Source organism: Pseudomonas cremoricolorata DSM 17059 = NBRC 16634 (genome assembly GCF_000425745.1).
Taxonomy (GTDB): Bacteria; Pseudomonadota; Gammaproteobacteria; order Pseudomonadales; family Pseudomonadaceae; genus Aquipseudomonas; species Aquipseudomonas cremoricolorata.
The window spans coordinates 81167-102643 of sequence record NZ_AUEA01000007.1; the positions used below are offsets into that span (position 1 = coordinate 81167).

General features: G+C 59.1%; 22 protein-coding genes and 1 pseudogene. 14 read left to right on the top strand and 9 right to left on the bottom strand.

Features of this window, described 5'->3' with window-relative positions; translation table 11 throughout:
* The first annotated feature begins 5 nt into the window (after positions 1-5).
* Together H618_RS0109025 and arfB (H618_RS0109030) are read left to right on the top strand one after the other, a co-directional pair.
* Positions 6-1046 carry an ABC transporter substrate-binding protein gene (locus H618_RS0109025; protein ID WP_028694770.1) on the top strand — a complete coding sequence of 347 codons (1041 nt, stop codon included), beginning with the start codon at positions 6-8 and terminating at the stop codon, positions 1044-1046.
* Between the two features lie 163 nt (positions 1047-1209).
* Positions 1210-1623, top strand: a complete 414-nt coding sequence (arfB, locus tag H618_RS0109030) for an alternative ribosome rescue aminoacyl-tRNA hydrolase ArfB (protein ID WP_028694771.1) — start codon at positions 1210-1212, stop codon at positions 1621-1623.
* 31 nt (positions 1624-1654) lie between these two features.
* On the opposite strand, the gene H618_RS22930 is transcribed toward arfB (H618_RS0109030), so the two are convergent.
* Positions 1655-1912, bottom strand: coding sequence for a hypothetical protein (locus H618_RS22930; RefSeq protein WP_028694772.1), 258 nt, complete (start codon positions 1910-1912; stop codon positions 1655-1657).
* Between the two features lie 1365 nt (positions 1913-3277).
* Positions 3278-3565, bottom strand: coding sequence for a DUF3892 domain-containing protein (locus tag H618_RS22385; RefSeq protein ID WP_081673741.1), 288 nt, complete (start codon positions 3563-3565; stop codon positions 3278-3280).
* Positions 3566-3928: 363 nt separating this feature from the next.
* Between H618_RS22385 and H618_RS22390 the strand changes: the two are divergent.
* Positions 3929-4075 (top strand): annotated as a pseudogene (locus H618_RS22390) (transposase); the annotation flags it as partial.
* 401 nt (positions 4076-4476) lie between these two features.
* Here H618_RS22390 and H618_RS21470 read toward each other — a convergent pair.
* The 3 genes from H618_RS21470 to H618_RS0109050 all read right to left on the bottom strand — a co-directional run bounded on the left by H618_RS21470 (position 4477) and on the right by H618_RS0109050 (position 7743).
* Positions 4477-5775 carry a cation:dicarboxylate symporter family transporter gene (locus tag H618_RS21470; RefSeq protein WP_050577262.1) on the bottom strand — a complete coding sequence of 433 codons (1299 nt, stop codon included), beginning with the start codon at positions 5773-5775 and terminating at the stop codon, positions 4477-4479.
* 86 nt (positions 5776-5861) lie between these two features.
* Positions 5862-7070 carry a pyridoxal phosphate-dependent aminotransferase gene (locus H618_RS0109045; protein ID WP_028694773.1) on the bottom strand — a complete coding sequence of 403 codons (1209 nt, stop codon included), beginning with the start codon at positions 7068-7070 and terminating at the stop codon, positions 5862-5864.
* 10 nt (positions 7071-7080) lie between these two features.
* On the bottom strand, positions 7081-7743 hold the full coding sequence (locus tag H618_RS0109050; RefSeq protein ID WP_028694774.1) for an RraA family protein: 663 nt from the start codon (positions 7741-7743) through the stop codon (positions 7081-7083).
* Positions 7744-7932: 189 nt separating this feature from the next.
* Between H618_RS0109050 and H618_RS0109055 the strand changes: the two genes are divergently transcribed.
* The 5 genes from H618_RS0109055 to arfB (H618_RS0109075) all read left to right on the top strand — a co-directional run bounded on the left by H618_RS0109055 (position 7933) and on the right by arfB (H618_RS0109075) (position 13417).
* Positions 7933-8841, top strand: coding sequence for a LysR family transcriptional regulator (locus tag H618_RS0109055; RefSeq protein ID WP_028694775.1), 909 nt, complete (start codon positions 7933-7935; stop codon positions 8839-8841).
* Between the two features lie 223 nt (positions 8842-9064).
* Positions 9065-10417 carry an MFS transporter gene (locus H618_RS21475; protein ID WP_081673742.1) on the top strand — a complete coding sequence of 451 codons (1353 nt, stop codon included), beginning with the start codon at positions 9065-9067 and terminating at the stop codon, positions 10415-10417.
* A gap of 17 nt (positions 10418-10434) precedes the next feature.
* Positions 10435-11424, top strand: coding sequence for a LysR family transcriptional regulator (locus H618_RS0109065; RefSeq protein ID WP_028694776.1), 990 nt, complete (start codon positions 10435-10437; stop codon positions 11422-11424).
* Positions 11411-12826, top strand: a complete 1416-nt coding sequence (locus H618_RS0109070) for an aspartate ammonia-lyase (protein ID WP_028694777.1) — start codon at positions 11411-11413, stop codon at positions 12824-12826. Before H618_RS0109065 ends, H618_RS0109070 begins: the two co-directional genes overlap by 14 nt.
* Before the next feature lie 177 nt (positions 12827-13003).
* On the top strand, positions 13004-13417 hold the full coding sequence (gene arfB / locus H618_RS0109075; RefSeq protein WP_028694778.1) for an alternative ribosome rescue aminoacyl-tRNA hydrolase ArfB: 414 nt from the start codon (positions 13004-13006) through the stop codon (positions 13415-13417).
* Positions 13418-13448: 31 nt separating this feature from the next.
* Here the strand turns inward: arfB (H618_RS0109075) and H618_RS22935 are convergent, their stop codons facing one another.
* Positions 13449-13706 (bottom strand): hypothetical protein, encoded by a 258-nt coding sequence (locus H618_RS22935; RefSeq protein WP_028694779.1) that lies wholly within the window; start codon positions 13704-13706, stop codon positions 13449-13451.
* A 392-nt stretch (positions 13707-14098) separates the two neighbouring features.
* Positions 14099-14542: a winged helix-turn-helix transcriptional regulator gene (locus tag H618_RS0109085; RefSeq protein ID WP_028694780.1), complete on the bottom strand. Its 444-nt coding sequence runs from the start codon at positions 14540-14542 to the stop codon at positions 14099-14101.
* Between the two features lie 46 nt (positions 14543-14588).
* Between H618_RS0109085 and H618_RS0109090 the strand changes: the two genes are divergently transcribed.
* A complete protein-coding gene (locus H618_RS0109090; protein WP_028694781.1) occupies positions 14589-15524 on the top strand; it encodes an aromatic alcohol reductase in 936 nt (311 codons plus the stop codon).
* Positions 15525-15658: 134 nt separating this feature from the next.
* Here the strand turns inward: H618_RS0109090 and H618_RS0109095 are convergent, their stop codons facing one another.
* Positions 15659-16978, bottom strand: a complete 1320-nt coding sequence (locus H618_RS0109095) for a mechanosensitive ion channel family protein (RefSeq protein ID WP_028694782.1) — start codon at positions 16976-16978, stop codon at positions 15659-15661.
* A gap of 138 nt (positions 16979-17116) precedes the next feature.
* On the opposite strand from H618_RS0109095, the gene H618_RS0109100 reads away from it, so the two are divergent.
* A complete protein-coding gene (locus H618_RS0109100; RefSeq protein WP_028694783.1) occupies positions 17117-18442 on the top strand; it encodes a DEAD/DEAH box helicase in 1326 nt (441 codons plus the stop codon).
* Between the two features lie 54 nt (positions 18443-18496).
* Here H618_RS0109100 and H618_RS0109105 read toward each other — a convergent pair whose 3' ends face one another.
* Positions 18497-18769: a hypothetical protein gene (locus H618_RS0109105; protein WP_028694784.1), complete on the bottom strand. Its 273-nt coding sequence runs from the start codon at positions 18767-18769 to the stop codon at positions 18497-18499.
* 161 nt (positions 18770-18930) lie between these two features.
* On the opposite strand from H618_RS0109105, the gene H618_RS0109110 reads away from it, so the two are divergent.
* The 4 genes from H618_RS0109110 (at position 18931) to H618_RS0109125 (ending at position 21474) form a co-directional block, all read left to right on the top strand.
* Positions 18931-19323: a hypothetical protein gene (locus H618_RS0109110; RefSeq protein ID WP_028694785.1), complete on the top strand. Its 393-nt coding sequence runs from the start codon at positions 18931-18933 to the stop codon at positions 19321-19323.
* 104 nt (positions 19324-19427) lie between these two features.
* Positions 19428-20354 carry a DMT family transporter gene (locus H618_RS0109115; RefSeq protein ID WP_028694786.1) on the top strand — a complete coding sequence of 309 codons (927 nt, stop codon included), beginning with the start codon at positions 19428-19430 and terminating at the stop codon, positions 20352-20354.
* Between the two features lie 195 nt (positions 20355-20549).
* Complete coding sequence (locus tag H618_RS23280; protein WP_281169472.1) at positions 20550-20678, top strand: PA1414 family protein; 129 nt, start codon at positions 20550-20552, stop codon at positions 20676-20678.
* A 199-nt stretch (positions 20679-20877) separates the two neighbouring features.
* Entirely contained in the window at positions 20878-21474 is a 597-nt protein-coding gene (locus tag H618_RS0109125) for a tRNA-uridine aminocarboxypropyltransferase (RefSeq protein ID WP_028694787.1), read from the top strand.
* The last annotated feature ends 3 nt before the right edge of the window (positions 21475-21477 follow it).

Consider the following 21477-nt stretch of genomic DNA (forward strand, 5'->3'; position numbering starts at 1 on the left):
TAATAATGTCTAAATTCCTCAGTTCCTCGCTCACCTTGCTCATCACGTCCACTGCCGCGCTGACGGCCAATGCCGACCTCACCGTGGTCTCCCACGGGGGCGCCAACAAGGCCGCGCAGGTCAAGGCGTTCTACCAGCCCTACAGCGAAAAGACCGGAACCCGCATCATCGCTGACGAATTCAACGGCGAAATGGCCAAGGTCAAAGTACAGGTCGACACCCGCAACGTGGCCTGGGACGTGGTCGAGATGGAAATGCCCGAGTTGGCCAGGGCCTGCGATGAAGGGCTGCTCGAACCCATCGGCGAAGATCCGGCCTTCCAACAGTTGCAGTCACAGCTGCTGGACGGCGCGGTTCAATCTTGCGGGGTCGGCTTCTTCGTCTGGTCGACGGTGCTGGCGTACAACGCCGACAAACTCAAGGTCGCCCCCACTGGCTGGGCAGATTTCTGGAACATCGAAAAGATCCCCGGCAAGCGCGGGCTGCGCAAGGGCGCGAAGTACACCCTGGAATTCGCCTTGATGGCCGACGGCGTCGAACCCAAGGATGTCTACGCGCTGCTGGAAACCAAAGCCGGCCAGGACCGCGCCTTCGCCAAGCTCGACGCCCTCAAGCCCTATATCCAGTGGTGGGAAGCCGGCGCTCAGCCCCCGCAGTACCTGGCCTCTGGCGATGTGGTGATGAGCTCGGCGTACAACGGTCGAATCGCCGCCGTGCAGAACGAAAGCAACCTGCGCATCGTCTGGAACGGCGGTATCTACGACATGGACGCCTTCACCATTCCCAAAGGCGCGAAGAACAGCGAAGAAGGCAAACGCTTCATCCAGTCGGTGCTGCAACCGGCCGCGCAAACCGCCTACGCCCAGCAAATCGCCTATGGCCCGGTCAACCGCGAGGCCGTCTCGATGGTCGACGCCGAACGCCGCCACAACATGCCCACCGACCAGGCCAACCTGGCGCACCAAGTCGCCATCAGCGCATCGTTCTGGGCTGATCATGGCGATCAGTTGGAGCAGCGTTTCAATGCGTGGGCTGCCAGGCAGTAAGGGTTCGTGCCTGTGGCACAGCGCTCGACTCGCTTGATGCTGCCAGGTGTAAGCGGCGTCAGGCGGGGGGATGCAACGGTCGTGTGAATCTGAGGCGTCACGCATGGCGCTATGGAAGCGCGGCCAAGGCGGTGATAATGGCCCGACTGACAAGGGCCATTTCATGCTGATCATCTCCAACTCCGTGCACCTGCCCGATAGCGACATCGAACTGAGCTACATCCGCGCGCAAGGCGCGGGTGGGCAGAACGTCAACAAGGTTTCCAGCGCGGTGCACTTGCGTTTCGACATCAAGGCCTCGTCGCTGCCAGAGTTCTACAAGGAGCGCCTGCTGGCCCTGCGTGACTCGCGGATCACCGCCGACGGCGTGCTGATTCTCAAGGCCCAGCAGTACCGCACCCAGGAACAGAACCGCACCGACGCCTTGGAACGGCTGGCCGAGTTGATCCTCGCGGCCGGTAAAACCGAGAAGAAACGCCGCCCCACCAAACCTACGCTTGGCTCCAAGACGCGTCGTCTGGAAGGCAAGGCCCGGCGAGGTTCGGTCAAGGCGGGGCGGGGGAAGGTGGATTTCTAGGGTCGGCGCTTTCTGGGTTTCGCCGACGGCATCACGGCGTTAGTTGATCACCTTGCAACACGAAAGTCGTTAGCGCCTGGACCATCTGCACCTGATGGACCGTGTTGACCAGCATCGGCACCCCAGGCTCGCCGGCGTTGGCGCAGATGTATTCGTCCAGAGTGGTTTTGATGCCGGACATCAGTTCCAGGGTGTGGGTCAGGGCGTCGGCGGGGTCGAGATCGGGGTTGATCAGGTAGTAGTGGGAGGTGTTCCGGATGCAGGGTGGATCAGGAATCGGCTTTTTCATCGGATAAGTCCTTGCGAAGTCAGAGAAAAACCGCCACCCGACCTTCTCACGGGTTTGGGTGGCGGTCATACGCGGGGTGAGAAACCGAGCGAGCAAGGAGCCCCGGCCAGACCGAAGTCTGCCCGCGCATGACCACCATGAAAGGCAGCTGAACTTACTCGGTTCGGGTTCTCACACCCGGTCGTAGAAACGACGCGGTGGACGTTAGTCCTGAAGCATTTCCCCGACAACGGCGAAGGTTCGGCGTGGCGCGTAGGATAGTTCGCCTCAGTGCGAAGCCTGAAGGATTCGGCGGTGGATTCAGAAATTTCTTACAGGATTGATGTGCGGCAGCGAAGTTTAGCAAGGATGTGCACGCTGAGGAGGTCAGAGAAACAGGTGATGACTTAAAGCTACGCGGCATTATTGTGGCTATGAAGAAATGAGCGCCGAACGCGTCCGTTATAGGCGAAGTTAGCGAAGTTCCGGCTCGAAATTCGGATTTTAAGACCAGTTGTCGGTTTTATTCCGCAGACTTAACTCTTGAGGTGTTGAGGAAGCTGCATTGCGCTCACGTCTTAGGCGAGTCAAGAATGCAAGTTAATACCCTTTAATGTCGAGTTATTTCAATAACCATTCGATGCGCAATCTTTTTAAGTCAAGGCTGCTTCAGCAGTTGTTTATAACCAATTCGATCTACATTAACATCATTCCTGCTCGGATACTGCATGCGCTCAGTTCGGATACCGTCAGTATTGCACTTGGAGTCGGTATTAAATGATCAGTGGTGAATTTGAGCGGAGCTTGAATTTTTTATTCTCAGTTCTAAGTTTGACTGCATGTCGGCGTCTTCGGGTAATGTACAAATCAAAAAATACCTATTAGGCACTATGGTTGTCTGTTATTCAATTACATCGAAGCAGTCGTCGTAAAGACGAGCGCAGTGGGGATAAGAGTTTGCTGGCATACGCGCTTTATTTTTATACGCCAGGCGATTGTCTGGGCCCGCATGCGTGTAGATCGAGCTTCCCAGGTTTAGCTGGTCATCTGCTCGGCTTCATATAAAAATATATTATCAGTTTTGTACTTTTCAGCTTTCTGAAAACAACTATAAAAGAGTTTCTGTATTTTTTGAGCTTAGGTTGTGTTGTAGTCGCGGTGGCTAGTAAGCAAGTGGAAATAGCATCCAAAGGTGGGTGAATTGAATTCGCAGTATATAATTTGGAATTTTTAGGGTTTAATCCCACCACCCGCGTATTCCCCCTTGCCTGGTTTCAGGGCTATTAGGGGAGGCTGGCGTCTGAAAATGACGCAACAAGCCGGACTCCGTCTTATGGCGTTAGTGAGCTGCCGAAGTGGAGTCCAGCGTTGTATCATTGTGTGAGGTTAGCTTAGGGGGCACTGGTTTAAAGACAGCAGATTATTGTTCCACGAGCCATCAGCATGGGTTCGCAGATACGCGGCTTTGCCGTTTTCCCTAACTACACCGATGTAAGCTTTTTTCGCGCTAATCGGGTCTTGAACAAAAAAATTATTTGATTTTTCATCAATACTTCTAATTACCTGTTCTCTTGTCCATTTCCAACCAGCAGCGGGGTTGCCCAGATGCGTGATATGCTCATGAGTGCTATTTACATTGGGCTTTGTAATGCACGTCACTAAAATATCGGCCATTGCGAGTTCCTTTCATGGGATTGTTGGCGTGCGAATACGACCGCACTGCTGTTTGTAGTGGCTTTTAGCTATTGCTGTCAATATTTTTTGCGTGCAATAAATATGGCGTCAAATCGTTGGCTTTCAGCTGAGTCTAGATGTGAAGCCCCGATTAATTCATAGGGCGCGATTCAGAGCGTCATCATCAGCTGTAGAGGACTTTCCTAACTCTGAGCCCTATTGCAGGCCAACGCATCAGAATATATTTGAGATGCGCATACGAATAATGGCCACGCATGCGTGACGACCTAACGGAATGGTTGTACGGGTCTACTAACCCTGGACACCTTTTAGGCGAGAATCCTCGCCATACAGAGGTGGTCGATGATCAGACGACGACGTACCTTCACCCCGACTTTCAAGCGTGAGGCTGCCAGCCTGGTGCTCGACCAAGGCTACAGTTGTCCCGAGGCCGCAAGATCCCTCGATGTAGGTGAGAGCTTATTGCGCTGCTGGGTCAGCCAGTTGCAGCTCAAAGCAGGTGCAGGGAGGTGAGGTCGAGTTTCTTGATCAGGCGGCGGTAGAGCATGGGGGCCTGCGGCTGCAGGTGCGAGTAGTGGAAGGGATTGTGGCTGACTGGAGTATTGGGGGGAAGTTGGATGCAGGAGCTGCTACAGCATCAACTTCGACCAGCGTCCTGACTGATCGCGCATCCTGCACGTGCTGCTCGACTTCACACGGGCCAGGTGTGCCAGGGCTGACAGGGTTGAAGAAGGTTCGTACATGTCGGCGGGTTCAACCACACAATCAAAAAGGCCGCTACGTCTGCGTAACGGCCTTGGACACTGAGCTGCGTCAGAACAGTGTCACTTCTGTCAGCGGCTCAATGGATCAACCGGTCTGAACAGCGGGAAAACGCAGCCAACTCTCTTTCATTTAGCAAGATCTGCCTGAGGCCTCGCTGCGACTGCCTCTGCCTTCAGGCTTGCGTCAGCGTTCCTACGCTTGGCTTCCCATCTGGCAATGACCAGCGGGGCAAGCGCGTTGCCGAGTACGTTCAGTGTCGTGGTGCCCATGTCCATGATGCGATAGATGCCTGCGATGAATGCGATCCCTTCGAGTGGCAGGCCGGCGCTGGCCAGGGTTGCGGACAGGATCACGAACATGAAGCCAGGCACCCCGGCAGCGCCCTTCGAGGTCAGCACCATCGTCACGACCAGCAGTGCCTGTTGAGTCAGATCCAGCTCGATTCCGTAAAGCTGGGCAACGAACAGCGTACCGATTCCCAGGAACAGGGAGGCACCATCAAGGTTGAAGGAGTAACCGACGGGTACGACAAAACTGACCAGTTGCCGAGGCGCACCGAATGTTTCCAGCTTTTTCATCAGCTGTGGCATGACCGCTGCGGAGCTGGCCGTCGAGAACGCCAGCACCAGCTCATCCTTGATATGTCTGATCAACGCAATCAGGTTGATACCCGCGACTTTTGCAATGCTACCCAGAACAACCACTGCGAAGAGGATGTAGGCGAAGTAAGCGACGACGATGAGCTTGGCCAGAGGCAGCAGCGATGAAAAGCCGAAGTTGGCCACTGTCACGGCTATCATGCCGAAGACACCGATGGGCGAGTAGGCCATTACCATCGAGGTGACTCTGAACATAGCGTCGCTCACGCCCCGGAACACATCCAGCACCGGTTTCTTTCGCTCCTGAGGTAGGCTCGACAGCCCCAGGCCAAACATGACCGCAAAGAACAGAATGGGAAGCAAGTTGCCAGTTGCCATCGCATTCACGATGTTGTCTGGAACAATTCCCAATATCAGGCTTGCCACGCCATGGTTGCCTGATCCGTTGCTCGGCAGATTGACATCGACGGCTTTCAGACTGTGCAAGTCAGTGCCTGATCCGGGTTGCAGCACGTTGCCAATGACCAAGCCAAAGATGATCGCCGTCGTTGTGACGCAGAAGAAGTAGAGCAGTGTCTTGGCACCCATTCTTCCAAGTGCCTTGTTATCACCATGGCCAGCTACCCCGACCACCATGCAACAAAAGACAATTGGAACGACGATCATCTTCATCAGTTTGATGAACAGGTCGCCTGCGGGCTGCAATATATGCTCGACCAGCCATGGCCGAGAGTCGGGGTAATGATTGAGTATGGCGCCGATGACAATACCGAGGATCAGACCCATAAGGATTTGGGCGACGAGTGGAACTCTAGGTGTATGCATGTCCGTCTCACAGATTAAGCGGCAGGATCTTGTTGTGGGTGAGCCGAGCGCCTGTTTGCGCTCGTCATTGTAATTATGTGTGGGGCTTAAATGAGGGACTCACAGGCCTTACGCAGGCGCGCACAGCCGTCCTGGATGACTGCGTCGCCACTGGCGAATGACAATCGGACATAAGGGCTGATGCCGTACGCCTCGCCCACCACTGCGGCCACACCGGCCTCTTCCAGCCAGAAACCGACGACGTCTGCGTCGCTTGTGAGCAGCTTGCCTTTGGGTGTTTTCTTACCCACCAAGCCCTGTACGTTCACGAATATGTAAAAGGCGCCGTCCGGGATGGTGAAGGACAAGCCGGGGATCTTTTCGAGTAAACCCGCCATCAGGTTGCGGCGTGCCTGATAGAGGCTGGCCATGGCTTTGACTGGAGTCTGATCGCCTGCAAATGCCGCCACGGCGGCTGCCTGGCTGATGGAGCTGGGACAGGTGGTGCTTTGCGACAGCAATTTGCCGATAGCCGCGATCAACCATTTTGGCCCCGCGCCAAAGCCCAGCCGCCATCCGGTCATCGCGTAGCCTTTGGAAGCGCCGTTGATGATCAACAGGCGATCCTTCAAGTCTGGCGCGGCAGCCGCGAACGAAACATGGCGTTTATCGCCATAGACGAAATGCTCGTAGATCTCGTCCGACATCACCAACACATGCGGATGGTCGCGCAGAACGTGGGCCAGGTCTTCCAGCTCGCTCCTGGAGTAAACGGCGCCGCTTGGATTATTCGGGCTGTTGAGGATCAGCCACTTCGTCCTGGGTGTGATCGCACTTGCGAGATCCGCCGCCGTCAATTTGAAGCCGCTGGCTTCACGGCCTTCGATTACAACCGGAAGGCCACCGCTGAGTTTGGTGATGTCCGGATAGGACACCCAGTAAGGGGTATGCACGATGACTTCATCACCGGGGTCGAGCGTGGCGGCCAACGCCTCGAAGATGATTTGTTTGCCACCAGTACCTGCGACTACTTCGTCGACGGTGAATTCCAAACCGTTGTCGCGCCAAAGCTTGCTGACGATAGCGTCTCGTAAAGCAGGAGTGCCCAGTGTGCTGGTGTAGTGGGTCTCACCATCGGCCATTGCCTTGGTCGCGGCATCGAGGATGTGCGAGGGCGTGTCGAGATCGGGTTCACCCACGGTGAAGTTGACGATATCGCGACCTTCGGCCCGTAGCTTCGCTACCAGTGCATTGGCAGCGATGCTCGGAGACGGAGCGATGCTTGAGACGCGTTTGGACAGGAACCGAGTTGTCATGCTCTTCACCTCACAACAGGCCAGCTTTGGAAAGGGCGTTATTGATCCAGGATTGTTCAGGTGAGCCGTTGGCAATCTCGGCTTTGACACGCTCTTCCAGAGCCTCATGGTTTCGAGCCATACCCAGGACGTCTTCTGCGACGGCTTGAGGGAAGCAAACCAAGCCATCTTCGTCACCCACCACGATATCGCCAGGGTGAATCACCATCCCGCCGATACTCACAGGAACGTTGATCTCGCCTGGACCTGTCTTGTACGGACCGCAATGCACAACGGCGCGCGCATAGCATGGAGTCGCCTCGAAGCTTGCAACGTCACGGATGGCGCCATCGATGACGAAGCCCGCGCAGCCCCTCTGGAGGGCGTAGAGCTTGATCAACTCGCCGATGACTGCGTTGGTAGTGTCGCCCTGGGCATCGACCACCAACACATCGCCCGGGCGAAGCATGGTGAGGGCTTTGTAGATGTAAAGGTTGTCACCCGGGCGGGTTTTCACGGTGAAGGCGGTGCCAACCAGCTTTCCGCTCTTGTTGTAGCGAGTCAGTCCCCTTACACCCACGTGACGACCCATGTTGTCACTGATGTGTGGGGTGACGACGGTGCGAAATGCCGCGATCAGGTCGGTGGATGCTGAGGTTGCTGGCGGATTTATACGAGTGCCGGGGAAGGACATGGAGTCTCCGTGATGCTTGTTCTTTTGTTCGGAAACTGATCTTAGGACGAAGACTTTTAGAGTTTTAGCGATATTTATCTATGTATCAATATTCCCTTTTGGAATGATTCTTCTGTACCGTAGCCGAGGGTAGGGGGCACCTACCGTCAAGACTGACGATGCCGTCACGCGGCACATGGAGTAGGGCGCATGATCACCTTCAAGCAGCTAGAGGCACTGTACTGGATCGTCGAGATGCGCAGTTTCGAACTGGCAGCCACCAAGTTGAACATGACTCAGTCAGCCATCTCGAAACGTGTACAGGAGCTGGAAATGGCTCTGGATATCGAAATTTTCGACAGGGCCAAGCGTAATGCCAGGCTGACTGAAAAAGGCACGGAGCTCTATCAATACGCCGCTGACCTGCTGGGTCAGCGTGATGTGATGCTGGAGCGGGTAAGTGCCAAACGTGTTCTCGTTCGACGGTTCAGGTTAGGGGTCACCGAGCTCACGGCTTTGACTTGGCTACCCGGCCTCATTGAAAGTATGCGTGATGCTTATCCGCTGGTTACCATCGAGCCGTCTGTAGAGTTGAGTACAGAACTTTTTAAAAAGCTGGAAGCGGATCAGCTCGATCTGATCATCGTTCCCGATATTTTCGATGATGCCAGATTTCAATCGACGCCTTTACAAACGGTCGAAAATGTCTGGATGTGTTCGCCTGATTTATATTCCGGCAAGGATCCGATCGAGCTTCAGGCATTGGGGCAATTCACAGTGCTGACGCAAGGTGGTAGTTCGGGGACTGGTTTGATCTATGACAGATGGTTTAGCCAGCATGATGTAAGGTTCAACAGGGCTATTGTCAGTAATTATTTGGTGGCACAAGTTGGACTGACCTTATCGGGGCTCGGTATCAGCTATCTGCCCAAGGAATGCATGTCGTTCCTGATCGATCAGGGACAACTGTCGATCATCAATACGACTACCCGCCTGCCTCTGATCCGGTATTCGGCCGTGCACCGTGTCGATAGGGTGTTAGGGCTTACCGCAGAGGTATCCAAGCTTGCAGAGCGGTTGTGTAATTTCAAACAACTGCATCTTCTGAAGCATCTCTAGGTGCCGCCTGGTCGATCATGGATGGTCATTCCTGGCTGATTCAGCGGCTATCGGTTGATTCAGTTGCGCCATGTGCGCAGACACAATCACTATTCCTGGCCGCTAGTATCAGCCCTGCTGATACTGTAATTGCCCCTGCTGTTTCTCTAAATCTTCAGTCGTAGACTCGTGGCATCCGGTCATCCAGGCCGGGCACAACTACAAGAAGCAAGCGGAGAAACGCATGAGCGGGCAAATTTCGTTCGAAGACCTCCCCCTGAGCCGTTTTCATATTCGGACGGTGTTCAGCGGTACTGGCGGTCAATTCAGTGACGGGTTCGTGCTAGGCATCATCGGCATTGCCGTCAGCATGGCGGCAGGCCCTCTGCAATTGAATGCGCTGTGGATGGGTCTGCTTGGCGCGGCGTCATTGGCCGGGCTGTTCCTCGGCAGCCTGTTTGCCGGGCCGCTGGCCGACAAGTTCGGTCGTCGCACGATCTTCGCTTGGGACATGCTGTTGTTCGCGGCGATCTCCGCTTCGCAGTTCTTCGTCACGTCCCCGGAACAACTGCTGGGCTTGCGCTTGTTGCTGGGTCTGGTGCTGGGCTTCGACTACGTGGTCAGCAAGTCGCTGGTCACCGAATTCGCTCCGCGCCGCTACCGCGGGCGACTGCTCAGTGTGCTGGCAGCGGCATGGGCAGCCGGCTATGTGGCGGCGTATCTGGTGGGTTTTGCCCTGCGCGATTCAGGGCCCGACGCCTGGCGTCTGATGTTGGCGCTCAGTGGCGTGCCTGCGCTGCTGATCCTGCCACTGCGCCTGGGCGTTCCCGAGTCACCGATCTGGCTGATGGCCAAGGGTCGCAGCGAGGAGGCACTGGCCATCGTTCGCGCCAAGTTTGGCGCCAACGTGACGCTGCCCGCGGCGCCTGCCGCAAGGCCCGCCCGTGGCAGCTTCAGCGAGTTGATGAGCAAACGCTGGCGTAAAAACACGCTGGTTGGTTGTGTGTTCTATACCTGCCAGGTCATTCCATTCTTTGCCCTCGGGACCTTCTCACCGCGCGTGCTCGAAGCCCTGAATGTCGAGGACAAGTTCGTCGGCGGCCTGGTCTACAACGTCTTGCTGATGACCGGCGCACTGCTCGGGCTGATGATCATCGACCGCATTTCACGTCGGGCATTTCTGATCGGTACGTTCTACCTCAGTGCCATCGGCCTGGCGGTGCTGGCCTGGGGCAGCTTCGGGCCGTTGGGTACGATTCTCGCCTTTGGCTTCTTCGCCTGTGTGCTGGCTGCCGCGGTGAACCTCGAATTCGTCTACCCACCCGAGTTGTTCCCAACGCACCTTCGAGCCTCCGGGATTGGCCTTGCAGTGGCTTCCAGCCGATTCGGTTCGGCCTTCGCGACCTTCATGTTGCCAATCGCCGTGCAGAACCTTGGGGTCCATTCAGCCTTGGGAATCTGTGTGGGGGTGTTGGTGTTCGGTGGGATCTTCTGCCACCTGTTCGGCCCTGAAACCAGTCAGGAACAGCTGGCAGCCGTGCATCCTGAAGCGCAGGCTGGCGCTGCGGTCGACGAGCGACCCGCCAACGTCCACTGAGCGGCCAGGAGATACCCATGACCAGCAATCGACTCATCGACATGCACGCCGTGCAGGTATTCATTGCCGTGTCCGAGGAGGGCAGCATGTCGGGCGCGGCAAATCGCATGGGTATTTCTCAGTCCGGTGTGTCGCAGATGGTTCGCCAACTGGAGGACGAACTGGGTGTGGTGCTGGTCGACCGGACCACTCGCCCGCTGACGCTCACGGCGTTCGGCATCGCCCTGCGCAATCGCGGCGCGTTGCTCAGCGATGAACTGATGAATCTCAAGGCGCAGGTGCTCGATGCGGGGCGCGGTGTGAAGCCGGACCTGCGCCTGGGGCTGGTGGATTCCTTCGCCGCGACCTGTGGCTCGATGCTGACCCGCCGGCTGCTGGGGCAAGTCGCGCAATTGTCGGTACGAACCGGACTCAGCCCACAGCAAGGCGAATCCTTGTTGCGTCGCGATCTGGACTTGATCGTCACCAGCGACCCGTTAATGGATATCAGCGACGTCATTCGCTATCGGCTGTTCACCGAACGTTATTTCGTCATCACGCCAACGTCGCAACAGCAAAAACTGGACAGCATCGAGGACATTCGCGCGCTGGCGAATGTGCTGCCCGTGGTGCGCTTCAACCGCAGTTCCCAAGTGGGGCGGCAGATCGAGCGTCATCTACGCAGCCTGAATGTCCGCGTGCCCAATCGCCTGGAACTGGACAACGCCGACGCCCTGACCGCCATGGTCGCCGAGGGCATCGGTTGGGCTGTCACCAGTCCCATGTGTTTCCTCCAGGCCATGCCGTGGGTGGACGACGTCACTGCCCACCTCACCCCGCAACTGAGCGCTGAGCGCTCGCTGTATCTGGTGGCCAGGCGCAACGAATACAGCGCTTTCTTCGCAGATGCCTGCGAGTCAGCGCGTGCCGTCATTCTCGACTCCTTCCTGCCGCGACTGAAGTCGTTGGGCAAGGGCGTCGAGGATCTAGTGAAACTGGATGAGGGAGATACCCGTGAATACTTTTGATCGTGTCGATGTGCGTGTCGAACAGGATTACGTCGGCCAAGTGCAGATTCCACTGGCCAAACTGTATGGCGTCAACAGCGTGCGAGGCTTTGACAACCTGACCGTTTCCCCGCTGTCAGTCGCTCATTATCCGGCGTTCCGCGACGCCTTCGCGCAATGCAAATGGGCTGCTGCACTCGCCAACCTCGACTGCGGGGTAATTCCCAGCGCCCAGGCCCAGGCCATCGTGCAGGCGTGTCGTTCTGTGATTGCCGGCGAGTGCGACGAGTCGCTGATCGTCGACTTGCTGGAAGGCTCGGGTGGCACCTCGACCAACATGAACTTCAACGAGGTGATCGCCAACCGTGCCCAGCAGTTGCTGGGTCATCAAGCCGGCAGCTATGAGGTGATGCATCCGAACGACCACGTCAATATCTCGCAGTCCACCAATGACGTGTACCCAGCGGCGCTGAAGATCGGCACGCATTCGATGCTTGCAGGCTTGATCGAGCAGGTTCGCTTGCTGGCGGATGTATTCGAGGCCAAGTCCGAACAGTTCGCTGATGTTTTGCACTTAGGTCGCACTTGCCTGCAAGACGCCCAGCCAATGCGTCTTGGCCAATTGTTCTCAGGTTATGCCTCACTGACTCGGCGGCTTGCCGAGGAGTTGGTCGCCGTGCGCGACAAACTGCGCACCCTGCCATTGGGCGGCACCGCAATCGGCACCGGCTTTGGCGCCCCGGCGGGTTATCGTGCAGCGGTATATGAGCACCTGGGACGAATTACCGACGTTCATTACCTGGCGCCTGCCAACCCGTTCGATGCCATGCAGAACATGGACGTATTTGCCCGTGTTTCCGGTGAACTTCGGACCTGTTCCGCATCGCTGGCAAAGATCGCGTCCGACCTCATCAAACTGTCCTCAGGCCCGGTGGGTGGGGTGGGTGAAGTCAAGCTGCCAGAAGCCCAGGCGGGTTCATCGATCATGCCAGGCAAGATCAACCCGGTACTGCCGATGGCGATGATTCAACTGAGTTTCGCCGTGATCGGCAATGACGTCGCGGTGGCCCAGGCCGTGCAATACGGTGAACTTGAAATCAACCACTTCGAGCCAGTGGTAGCGTCGCGGGTGTTCGATAGCATCACGCTGCTGACCCAAGGGATTCAGCGTTTTCGCGAGAAGTGCGTGGCCGGTATCCAGGCGGACGAAGCGCGCAACCTTGCGCACCTGAAAGACTCCATGGCCGTTGCCACTGCGCTGGTGCCCAGCCTGGGTTATGCCAAAGTCAGCAAGTTGGCCCGCCAATCGGTCGAGCAGCAGCGATCGCTGTTGGCGATCATGGCAGACCTGGGCGTGATGACCGAAGCCCAGGCCATGGCGGCCATCGACGAGGCCTCGTATCCGGTGTTCGAGGAGCGGTGATCGACGTGCGGATTTGCCTAGGCTTGCATGCGTAGAGGGTTCTTACACAACCTGTAGCGGCTGTCGCGTTGACACTCGGCGGGCAAGCAATCGCCTGCCGAGTGGAAAAATGTCGCGTTGTCCTAGGTGAGTACGACGTACAGGTCGATAATGGCCCCCACTCACAAGGGCCATTTCATGCTGATCATTTCCAATGCAGTGCACCTGCCTGATACCGACATCGAACTGTCCTACATCCGCGCGCAAGGCGCGGGCGGGCAGAACGTCAACAAGGTTTCCAGCGCGGTGCACTTGCGTTTCGACATCAAGGCCTCGTCGCTGCCCGAGTTCTACAAAGAGCGCCTGCTGGCCCTGAGCGACTCGCGCATCACCGCCGACGGCGTGCTGATTCTCAAGGCCCAGCAGTACCGCACCCAGGAACAGAACCGCACCGACGCCCTGGCGCGACTGGCCGAGTTGATTCTGGCGGCCGGCAAAACCGAGAAGAAACGCCGCCCCACCAAACCCACCCTCGGCTCCAAGACGCGACGTCTGGTCGGTAAAGCCAGGCGAGGTTCGGTGAAGGCGGGGCGGGGTAAGGTGGATTTCTAAGCGTGTTGTGTTGCTGGCTTCGCGGACGGCATCACGGCGCCTGCTGATCACGCTGCAAGACGAAGCTGGTCAGCGCCTGGATCATCTGCACCTGATGGACCGTGTTGACCAGCATCGGCACCCCAGGCTCGCCGGCGTTGGCGCAGATGTATTCGTCCAGGGTGGTTTTGATGCCGGACATCAGTTCCAGGGTGTGGGTCAAGGCGTCGGCGGGGTCGAGATCGGGGTTGATCAGGTAGTAGTTACTGGAATGCTGAGAGCTGGCAGGTGCGGGGATAGGCGTTTTCATAAGGCAGTCTCTGGCTTGCAAATGACCAGCCGCCACCCAACCTTCTCACGGGTGTGGGTGGCAGCCATGCGCGGGGTGAGAAACCGAGGCAAGCAGAGAAACCCGGCCAGACCGAAGTCTGCCCACGCATGGCCGCCATAGACGGCGACCGAACTCTGCTGCGTTCGGGTTCTCACACCCGGTCGTTGAAACGACGCGGTGGACGTTAGTCCTGAAGCATTTCCCCGACAACGGCGAAGGTTCGGCGTGGCGCGTAGGATAGTTCGCCACTGTGTAGATCTTGAAGGATTCGGTGTTGGATTCAGAAAGGTCCTACAGGACATGAGCGGCTGCGACCAAGGACTGGCCGCTATGTGCAGGTTGGCGAAGCCCTATGGCGGGCCTCATCCTGACTAGCGCTCGTCATAGCGCTTGCGCGCCTGATTGAACCCCTCCGACTGATCGATCACCCACTGCCACAGCGGAATCATCTGCACCAGTAACCCCATGCCCAGGTCGGTCAGCGCATATTCGACCCGCGGGGCCTTTTCGGCAAAATCGTGACGAGAGATCAGACCATCGCGCTCCAGTTGTCGCAGGGTATGGGTGAGCATGCGCTGGGTGACGCCATGCAATCGGCGACGCAGCTCTGCATGGCGCAACGGGCTGCTCACCCCCAATGCATGCACCACTCCCAGGGACCATCGGTTGCCGCAGTGGCTGAGGATATCGCGCTTGAGGCCGTCATCATCCTCGCTGAGCGCGCGGCAGGCGTTTTCTGAAAGGCGGATGATCTCCTGCGCTTGCAGACCCGTTGGTATCACTGATGTGCCTACTTTTTGCGCAGCGTTGGCCATGACAGGATCCCTGCATCCACGTTAGGTACGTCAAAAGAGGCCCACCATGCAATCAGCGGATACAAAGGTCAAACAACGCATTCTGGTCCTGGGCGCAGGTGAGCTGGGGCTTGCCGTGTTGCAAGGGCTGGCCAGCCGGGCGACCGAGTCGATCAGCATCAGCGTGCTGTTGCGTCAGACCAACGTGCACGACGCTTCTGTGGAAAAACAACAGGCTCTGCGCGCCATCGGCGCCCTCGGGGTGACCATCGAGACGGCCGACGTCACCGAGGCATCGGTGCAAGAGCTTGCGGCGGTGCTGCAACGCTTTGATACGGTCATCAGTTGCGTTGGCTTTTCAGCAGGCCGTGGCACTCAGCGCAAGCTGACCGAAGCGGCACTGATGGCGGGTGTGAAGCGCTACGTGCCCTGGCAGTTCGGCGTCGACTACGACCTTATCGGCCGTGGCAGCCCGCAGGATCTGTTCGACGAGCAACTGGATGTTCGCGACCTACTGCGTGCCCAGAGCCGAACCGAGTGGGTGATCATTTCCACCGGCATGTTCACCAGTTTCCTGTTCGAACCGGCATTCGGGGTCGTTGACCTGGTCGCTGGACGGGTCAGTGCGCTGGGCAGCTTCGACACAGAGGTGACAGTCACGACACCGCAAGACATCGGCGCACTCACCGCCGCAATCGTCCTGCACAGTCCGCGCTTTGTCGATCAGGTGGTCTATATCGCGGGTGACACCCTCACGTACGGCGCGCTGGGAGATGTGGTCGAGCGAGTCATCGGGCGAAAGGTCGAGCGTCGAGTGCTTGGTGTGCAGCAGTTGCTGACAGACCTTGCGCAACATTCTGACGACAACTTGCTGAAGTACCGCGCCGTGTTCGCCATGGGCCGTGGTGTGGCGTGGGATATGGAGCAGACCTTCAACGCGCAACACAGATTACCGGTGACCCGTGCCGAATCGTGGGCGCAAGCGAATTTGCCCTGCGGTTGAGAGGGCCTCAGACAATCGTTGCCTGAGCGAAGCAGTGTTCAGGTCGAAGGCCCGCGTCATTCGGCGTGTTGCCGTCATCGAAGCCGGGCGCTGCGTCTGTTTCTTCCACGCACGCCCGGCATCGTGTTACCGCCTCACGCCTCGCTCATCTCCTCCAACCGCCGCTGCGCCGGCCCTGTTTCAAGCTCCTGCTCAGGCGCAACACGCCCCGCCAACCCCACCCGCATATCGTTGCCACTCGGCTGCTGGTAGAGGCTCAAGCCAAACTCCGGCAACACCGCCAGCAGGTAATCGAAGATATCCCCCTGAATCCGCTCGTAGTCGGCCCAGGCGGTGGTGCGGGTGAAGCAGTAGAGTTCCAGCGGCACGCCTTCGGCGGTGGTCTGCATCTGGCGGACCATGCAGGTCATGCTGGGGTGGATGTCCGGGTGGTTGTTCAGGTAGGCCAGGGCGTAGGCGCGGAAGGTGCCGATGTTGGTGAGTTTGCGGCGGTTGGCGGCAAGTTCTTCGCCCAGGCCCTGGGCCTCGTTCCACTCGTGCAGTTCCTTGCGTTTGGTAGCCAGGTACTCGCCGACCAGGCGTACGGCGCCGAGGCGCTGTTCTTCTTCGGTGGTGAGGAAGCGCACGGTGGATACGTCGATGAACAGGCTGCGCTTGATGCGCCGCCCGCCTGATTGCTGCATGCCGCGGTAGTTGCGGAACGATTCGCTCATCAGGCGCCAGGTGGGGATCGAGACGATGGTCTTGTCGAAGTTCTGCACTTTCACCGTGTTCAGGCTGATGTCGACCACATCACCATCAGCGCCGACCTGGGGCATTTCGATCCAGTCGCCGACGTGGAGCATGTCGTTGCTGGTGAGCTGTACGCTGGCGACGAACGACAACAGGGTGTCTTTGTAGACCAACAGCAGCACCGCCGACATAGCGCCCAGACCCGACAGCAGCAGCAACGGCGAGCGGTCGATCAGGGTGGCGACGATGATGATGACGGCGAACACCCACAGCACCATCTTCGCCAACTGCACGTAGCCTTTGATCGAGCGGGTGCGGGCGTGTTCGCTGCGCGCATAGATGGCCAGCAGGGCGTCGAGCAGGCACGACAGCGCAAGGCTCAGGAACAGCAGCGTGGTGGCCAGGGCGACGTTGTCGAGAAAGTGCAGGGCGGTGGGGCTGAGCTGCGGTACCAGCTTCAGGCCGAACTGGATGACCAGCGATGGCACCGTTTGCGCCAGGCGGTGCAGCACCTTGTTGTGGCGCAGGTCGTCGACCCAGCGCAGCGCCGGCTGGCGCGCCAGCAGGCGAGCGCCGTGCAGCACCAGAAAGCGCGCCAGGCGCCCGAGCAGAAAGGACACCAGCAGCAGCACGGCAAGGCCGAGGGCGGCGTGCAGCATCGGGTGTTGGTCGAGGGTGCCCCAGACATCCAGGGCGTCGGTCCACATTTGTTGGAAATTCATGAGCGTTGGCAAAACCTGTGCAGCGAAATTGAGTGCGGCGAGGGCACGCGGGTGAGGGGAGCAAAAGAAACTCGGCTCCGACCGGGGAAAACGTTACCCTATGCAGCCGAATTCCCGCTACTTGTCTGAGGTTACGCCGTGTTTTCCCAACTCACCCTGCACGAACGCCTGCTCAAAGCCGTGGCCGAGCTGAAATTTGTCGAGCCGACTCCGGTGCAGGCGGCGGCCATTCCCCTGGCCCTCGCAGGACGTGACCTGCGGGTAACCGCGCAAACCGGCAGTGGCAAGACCGCCGCCTTCGTGCTGCCGATGCTCAACCGTCTGGTCGACCTGCAAGGCCCACGGGTGGAAATCCGTGCGCTGATCCTGCTGCCGACCCGCGAGCTGGCCCAGCAGACCCTCAAGCAAGTACAGCTGTTCGCCCAGTTCACCTATATCAAGGCGGGCCTGGTCACCGGCGGTGAAGACTTCAAGGAACAGGCCGCCATGCTGCGCAAGGTGCCGGACGTGCTGATCGGCACCCCGGGCCGTCTGCTCGAGCAGCTCAATGCCGGCAACCTTGACCTGTCCCACGTGCAGGTGCTGGTGCTGGATGAGGCCGACCGCATGCTCGACATGGGCTTTGCCGAAGACATGGAGCGCCTGTGCAAAGAGTGCGCGAACCGTCAGCAGACCCTGCTGTTCTCGGCCACCACCGGTGGCGCGGCGCTGCGCGACATGATCGGCAAGGTGCTGAACGACCCCGAGCACCTGATGCTCAACCGCGTTTCGCAACTGGCCGAAGGCACTCGCCAGCAGATCATCACCGCCGACCACGATCAGCACAAAGAGCAGATCATCCAGTGGTTGCTGAGCAACGAAACCTTCAAGAAGGCGATCATCTTCACCAACACCCGGACCATGGCCGACCGCATCTACGGTCACCTGGTGGCCAAAGAGGTGAAGGCCTTCGTGTTGCACGGCGACAAGGACCAGAAAGATCGCAAGCAGGCCATCGAGCGCTTCAAGGAAGGTGGCTCGAAAGTGCTGGTGGCCACCGACGTGGCGGCCCGCGGCCTGGACATCGACGGCCTGGACCTGGTGATCAACTTCGACATGCCGCGCAGCGGTGATGAGTACGTGCACCGCATCGGCCGTACTGGCCGGGCCGGCGGCGAGGGTCTGGCGATTTCGCTGATCACCCACAACGACTGGAACCTGATGTCGAGCATCGAACGCTACCTCAAGCAGCAGTTCGAGCGTCGCGTCATCAAGGAGGTCAAAGGCACCTACAGCGGGCCGAAGAAGGTCAAGGCGTCGGGCAAGGCTGCCGGGGTGAAGAAGAAGAAAAGCACCGACAAGAAGGCCGGTGACAAGAAGGTCGCGGCCAAGCGCAAGCCAGCGGCCAAGGCGCCGCGCAACGCGCCATTGGCCAGTGCCGACGGCATGGCGCCGCTGAAAAAGCGTGCGCCTGCGGCTGAGTAATATCTCGCGGCAAGGCTGACGGCCCAGTTTGCACCTGCGCCGTCAGCGCCTGGCCTAGCCGGCCTTTTTCTCTGCGGTTTTCAATTCCTGCATACGTTTATCGATGAGCTGGCACTGGCTGGAGAAATCGCTGCTGGCGCTGTCGAGCTGCATGCCCTGTAGCTCTTCGTTGATTTCCTTGGCCTTTTGCGGGTCCTGCTCGGTGAGCTGGGTGACCAGCCCGGCGAGTTGCTCGCGTTTGGCGGTGGCTTCTTCCAGGCTGCAGGCCCAGCTTGGCAGAGCACACAGCAGGCTGGCAGCGCAGATCACTTGCATCAATGGCTTCATGGCACGTCCTCAGGTTGTGGCGATGTAAGCGGTGGAACAGAGCCTTGGCGCGAAGTTCAGCCGAGCTGGCCGGGCTGGCGCCGAGCGATCTTTCTGAACACCTTGCGCCACGCTCGGGTCCCAAGTCGTGTACTCATCCTGCAGCCTGCGAGGCCAATGCCATGCCCACTTATGACTGGAACTTGATCGAACGCCTGCTCCACGAAGTGCAAAACGGTGCCGACCAGAACTTCACCCCGCGCCCCTACGCCGAGCAGCATGCCGCAGAGCTTGCCGCCAACGGCGAGCCAGTGGGCGACGTCGACAGCCTGAAAACCCGAGCGTGCGAGTACGAAAAACTGCTGCTCGATCGCGGCTTCATCGAAAGCCGACCCGAGAGTGAGGGCGGCAATGGCGAGAACTTCGTGCTCACGCCCCGCGGCTCGCGGCTGCTCAGCGTGATCGACAGCAGCATCCCGGGCTTCGAGCACCCGCGCCAGGTTCTCGACGAGCAGCCCGACGCGCTGGATGCAGCGACCTTCGAAGAAGTGGCCAGCAAGGCGCAGATCGCCTGACCTGGCCCCGCGCTGGCGCATCGATGTTCAGCACTTGATAACCGCGGGCTTACCGCAACCGATAGGGGTTTGCCCGTGAATCACTCCGTTGAGCAGCGTCGGCCATGAGCGCGACCCGCCAGCAACCCGATGCCTTCGCCTTTCAGCTGATGATGCTGCTGTGCCTGATCTGGGGCAGCCAGCAGGTGTTGATCAAATGGGCGGCCGTGGACATCGCGCCGGTGATGCAAGCGGCGCTGCGCTCTGGTATCGCCGCGCTGCTGGTGGCGGCGCTGGTGTGCTGGCGCCGGGAGTGGACGCAACTGAACTGCACGTGGCGGCCGGGTCTGCTGGCGGGTGCGTTGTTTGGCCTTGAATTTTTGTTCATCGCCGAAGGCCTGAAGCTGACCAGCGCTGCGCATATGTCGGTGTTTCTCTACACCGCGCCGATCTTCACTGCCCTCGGCCTGCACCTGACGTTGCCCAGCGAACGGCTGCGGCGCTTGCAGTGGCTGGGCATCCTGCTGGCCTTCGGCGGCATTGCCACGGCATTCGCCGGCGGCGTGTCGTGGGCTGAAATGGACACCCGTGTGCTGCTCGGTGATGGCTTGGGCCTGCTCGCAGGCCTTGCCTGGGGCGCCACGACGGTGGTGGTGCGTGGCTCGCGGCTGTCCGAGGCGCCGGCGTCGCTGACGCTGCTGTATCAGCTGCTGGTGGGCTTTTTCGGGCTGTTGCTGATCGCCGCCCTGAGCGGGCAGCTGCTGGACGTTCGCTTCACGCCAACGGCGCTTGCCAGCGTGATGTTCCAAGGCGTGGTGGTGTCGTTCGTCAGCTACCTGACGTGGTTCTGGCTGTTGCGCAAGTACCTGGCCTCGAACCTTGCGGTGTTTTCTTTCATCACCCCATTGTTCGGGGTGAGTTTCGGCGTGCTGCTGTTGGGTGAGCGGTTGACCGCCAACTTCGTGCTGGGGGCGTTGCTGGTGTTGGCAGGGGTGGTGTTCGTCAGCGCCGAGCCGTGGGTGCGGCGGCAATTGCGTCGCGTGCTGGGCTAGTCGACGGCTGGGCAAGTTGCAACAAGGCGAAACAGTTCGCCGACGGTCGGAACTGGCCCGCTAGGCTTGAACCAAGGCAAACTTACCTCCATCTGTAAGATAAGTCGCATGCACGGTACGGATGTAACAACTATGATCTGTACGAAGCATCGCAGGATAGATTTGCCGTGAGGCTTACCCGTAAAAGGGGGCACTATGAACGACCGTATGTACAACTGGTTCCATGATCTGGCCGTCGCGCTCGGTTTGATCCCGCCGCCGCTGCAGCCGGTGCCGATTCCCAGCGACGAAGATTCGCGCAGACGCCAACCTCGGCGTCGTTGACCGATCAGGGCCGATGCTCCACAGGAGTGTCGGCCTTTTGGTTTTGTGGAGGGGTCTGATTTATGAGGGTTGCCTGCACGCTTGGGTTTAGCCTTTAGGGCTTGTTCGCGGGTAAACCGCAGCGGCGGATCGTCTGCCCCTACACGGTAAAGGCTTTTCCTTGCGCCTGTGGCACACTGCGCCGGCCCAGGAGAAGCCCATGTCCAGACCCCACTGCGGGCGCTGTCAGCGCCCGCTCAGCCATTGCCTTTGCGCACTCATTCCCCACTTGCCCAGCCGTACGCGGGTGCTGTTGTTGCAGCATGCCAGCGAGGCCGGCCATGCGCTGAATACCGCGCGGCTGGCGGCACTCGGGCTTGCCAATGCGCAGCTGGAGGTGGGTGAGGTGTTCGATGATCTGCCGCTCTGGCTAGGCGACCATGCTTATCGCCCGGTGCTGCTGTTTCCTGGCGAGCAGGCCTGCGCGTTGGATTCGTCGATGGCATCGGGCGACAAACCGCTGTTGCTGGTGGTCCCCGACGGCACCTGGCGCAAGGCACGCAAGCTGTTGCACCTGAACCCGGCACTGGCCGAACTGCCGCGGGTGACGCTGGCTGAGGTGAGGGAATCGCGCTACCGCGTGCGCAAGGCACCGCAGCCGGGAGCGTTGTCGACGGTGGAGGCGGTGGTGCAGGCGCTGAACGCGCTGGAGGGAGAGGGCAGCTTCGATGAACTGCTCAGGCCATTCGAGGCGTTGATCGAGGGGCAGATCGAGGCGATGGGCGCGCAGACGTTCGCGCGTAATCATCAGACTTGAGGA

Coding starts and splice junctions, on each gene's coding strand:
- H618_RS0109065 (WP_028694776.1), top strand. CDS start 10,435: ATGACCAGCAATCGACTCATCGACATGCACGCCGTGCAGGTATTCATT.
- H618_RS0109090 (WP_028694781.1), top strand. CDS start 14,589: ATGCAATCAGCGGATACAAAGGTCAAACAACGCATTCTGGTCCTGGGC.
- arfB (WP_028694778.1), top strand. CDS start 13,004: ATGCTGATCATTTCCAATGCAGTGCACCTGCCTGATACCGACATCGAA.
- H618_RS21475 (WP_081673742.1), top strand. CDS start 9,065: ATGAGCGGGCAAATTTCGTTCGAAGACCTCCCCCTGAGCCGTTTTCAT.
- H618_RS0109085 (WP_028694780.1), bottom strand. CDS start 14,542: ATGGCCAACGCTGCGCAAAAAGTAGGCACATCAGTGATACCAACGGGT.
- arfB (WP_028694771.1), top strand. CDS start 1,210: ATGCTGATCATCTCCAACTCCGTGCACCTGCCCGATAGCGACATCGAA.
- H618_RS0109050 (WP_028694774.1), bottom strand. CDS start 7,743: ATGTCCTTCCCCGGCACTCGTATAAATCCGCCAGCAACCTCAGCATCC.
- H618_RS22385 (WP_081673741.1), bottom strand. CDS start 3,565: ATGGCCGATATTTTAGTGACGTGCATTACAAAGCCCAATGTAAATAGC.
- H618_RS0109045 (WP_028694773.1), bottom strand. CDS start 7,070: ATGACAACTCGGTTCCTGTCCAAACGCGTCTCAAGCATCGCTCCGTCT.
- H618_RS0109110 (WP_028694785.1), top strand. CDS start 18,931: ATGCCCACTTATGACTGGAACTTGATCGAACGCCTGCTCCACGAAGTG.
- H618_RS0109125 (WP_028694787.1), top strand. CDS start 20,878: ATGTCCAGACCCCACTGCGGGCGCTGTCAGCGCCCGCTCAGCCATTGC.
- H618_RS0109105 (WP_028694784.1), bottom strand. CDS start 18,769: ATGAAGCCATTGATGCAAGTGATCTGCGCTGCCAGCCTGCTGTGTGCT.
- H618_RS22930 (WP_028694772.1), bottom strand. CDS start 1,912: ATGAAAAAGCCGATTCCTGATCCACCCTGCATCCGGAACACCTCCCAC.
- H618_RS0109055 (WP_028694775.1), top strand. CDS start 7,933: ATGATCACCTTCAAGCAGCTAGAGGCACTGTACTGGATCGTCGAGATG.
- H618_RS22935 (WP_028694779.1), bottom strand. CDS start 13,706: ATGAAAACGCCTATCCCCGCACCTGCCAGCTCTCAGCATTCCAGTAAC.
- H618_RS0109115 (WP_028694786.1), top strand. CDS start 19,428: ATGAGCGCGACCCGCCAGCAACCCGATGCCTTCGCCTTTCAGCTGATG.
- H618_RS21470 (WP_050577262.1), bottom strand. CDS start 5,775: ATGCATACACCTAGAGTTCCACTCGTCGCCCAAATCCTTATGGGTCTG.
- H618_RS23280 (WP_281169472.1), top strand. CDS start 20,550: ATGAACGACCGTATGTACAACTGGTTCCATGATCTGGCCGTCGCGCTC.
- H618_RS0109025 (WP_028694770.1), top strand. CDS start 6: ATGTCTAAATTCCTCAGTTCCTCGCTCACCTTGCTCATCACGTCCACT.
- H618_RS0109095 (WP_028694782.1), bottom strand. CDS start 16,978: ATGAATTTCCAACAAATGTGGACCGACGCCCTGGATGTCTGGGGCACC.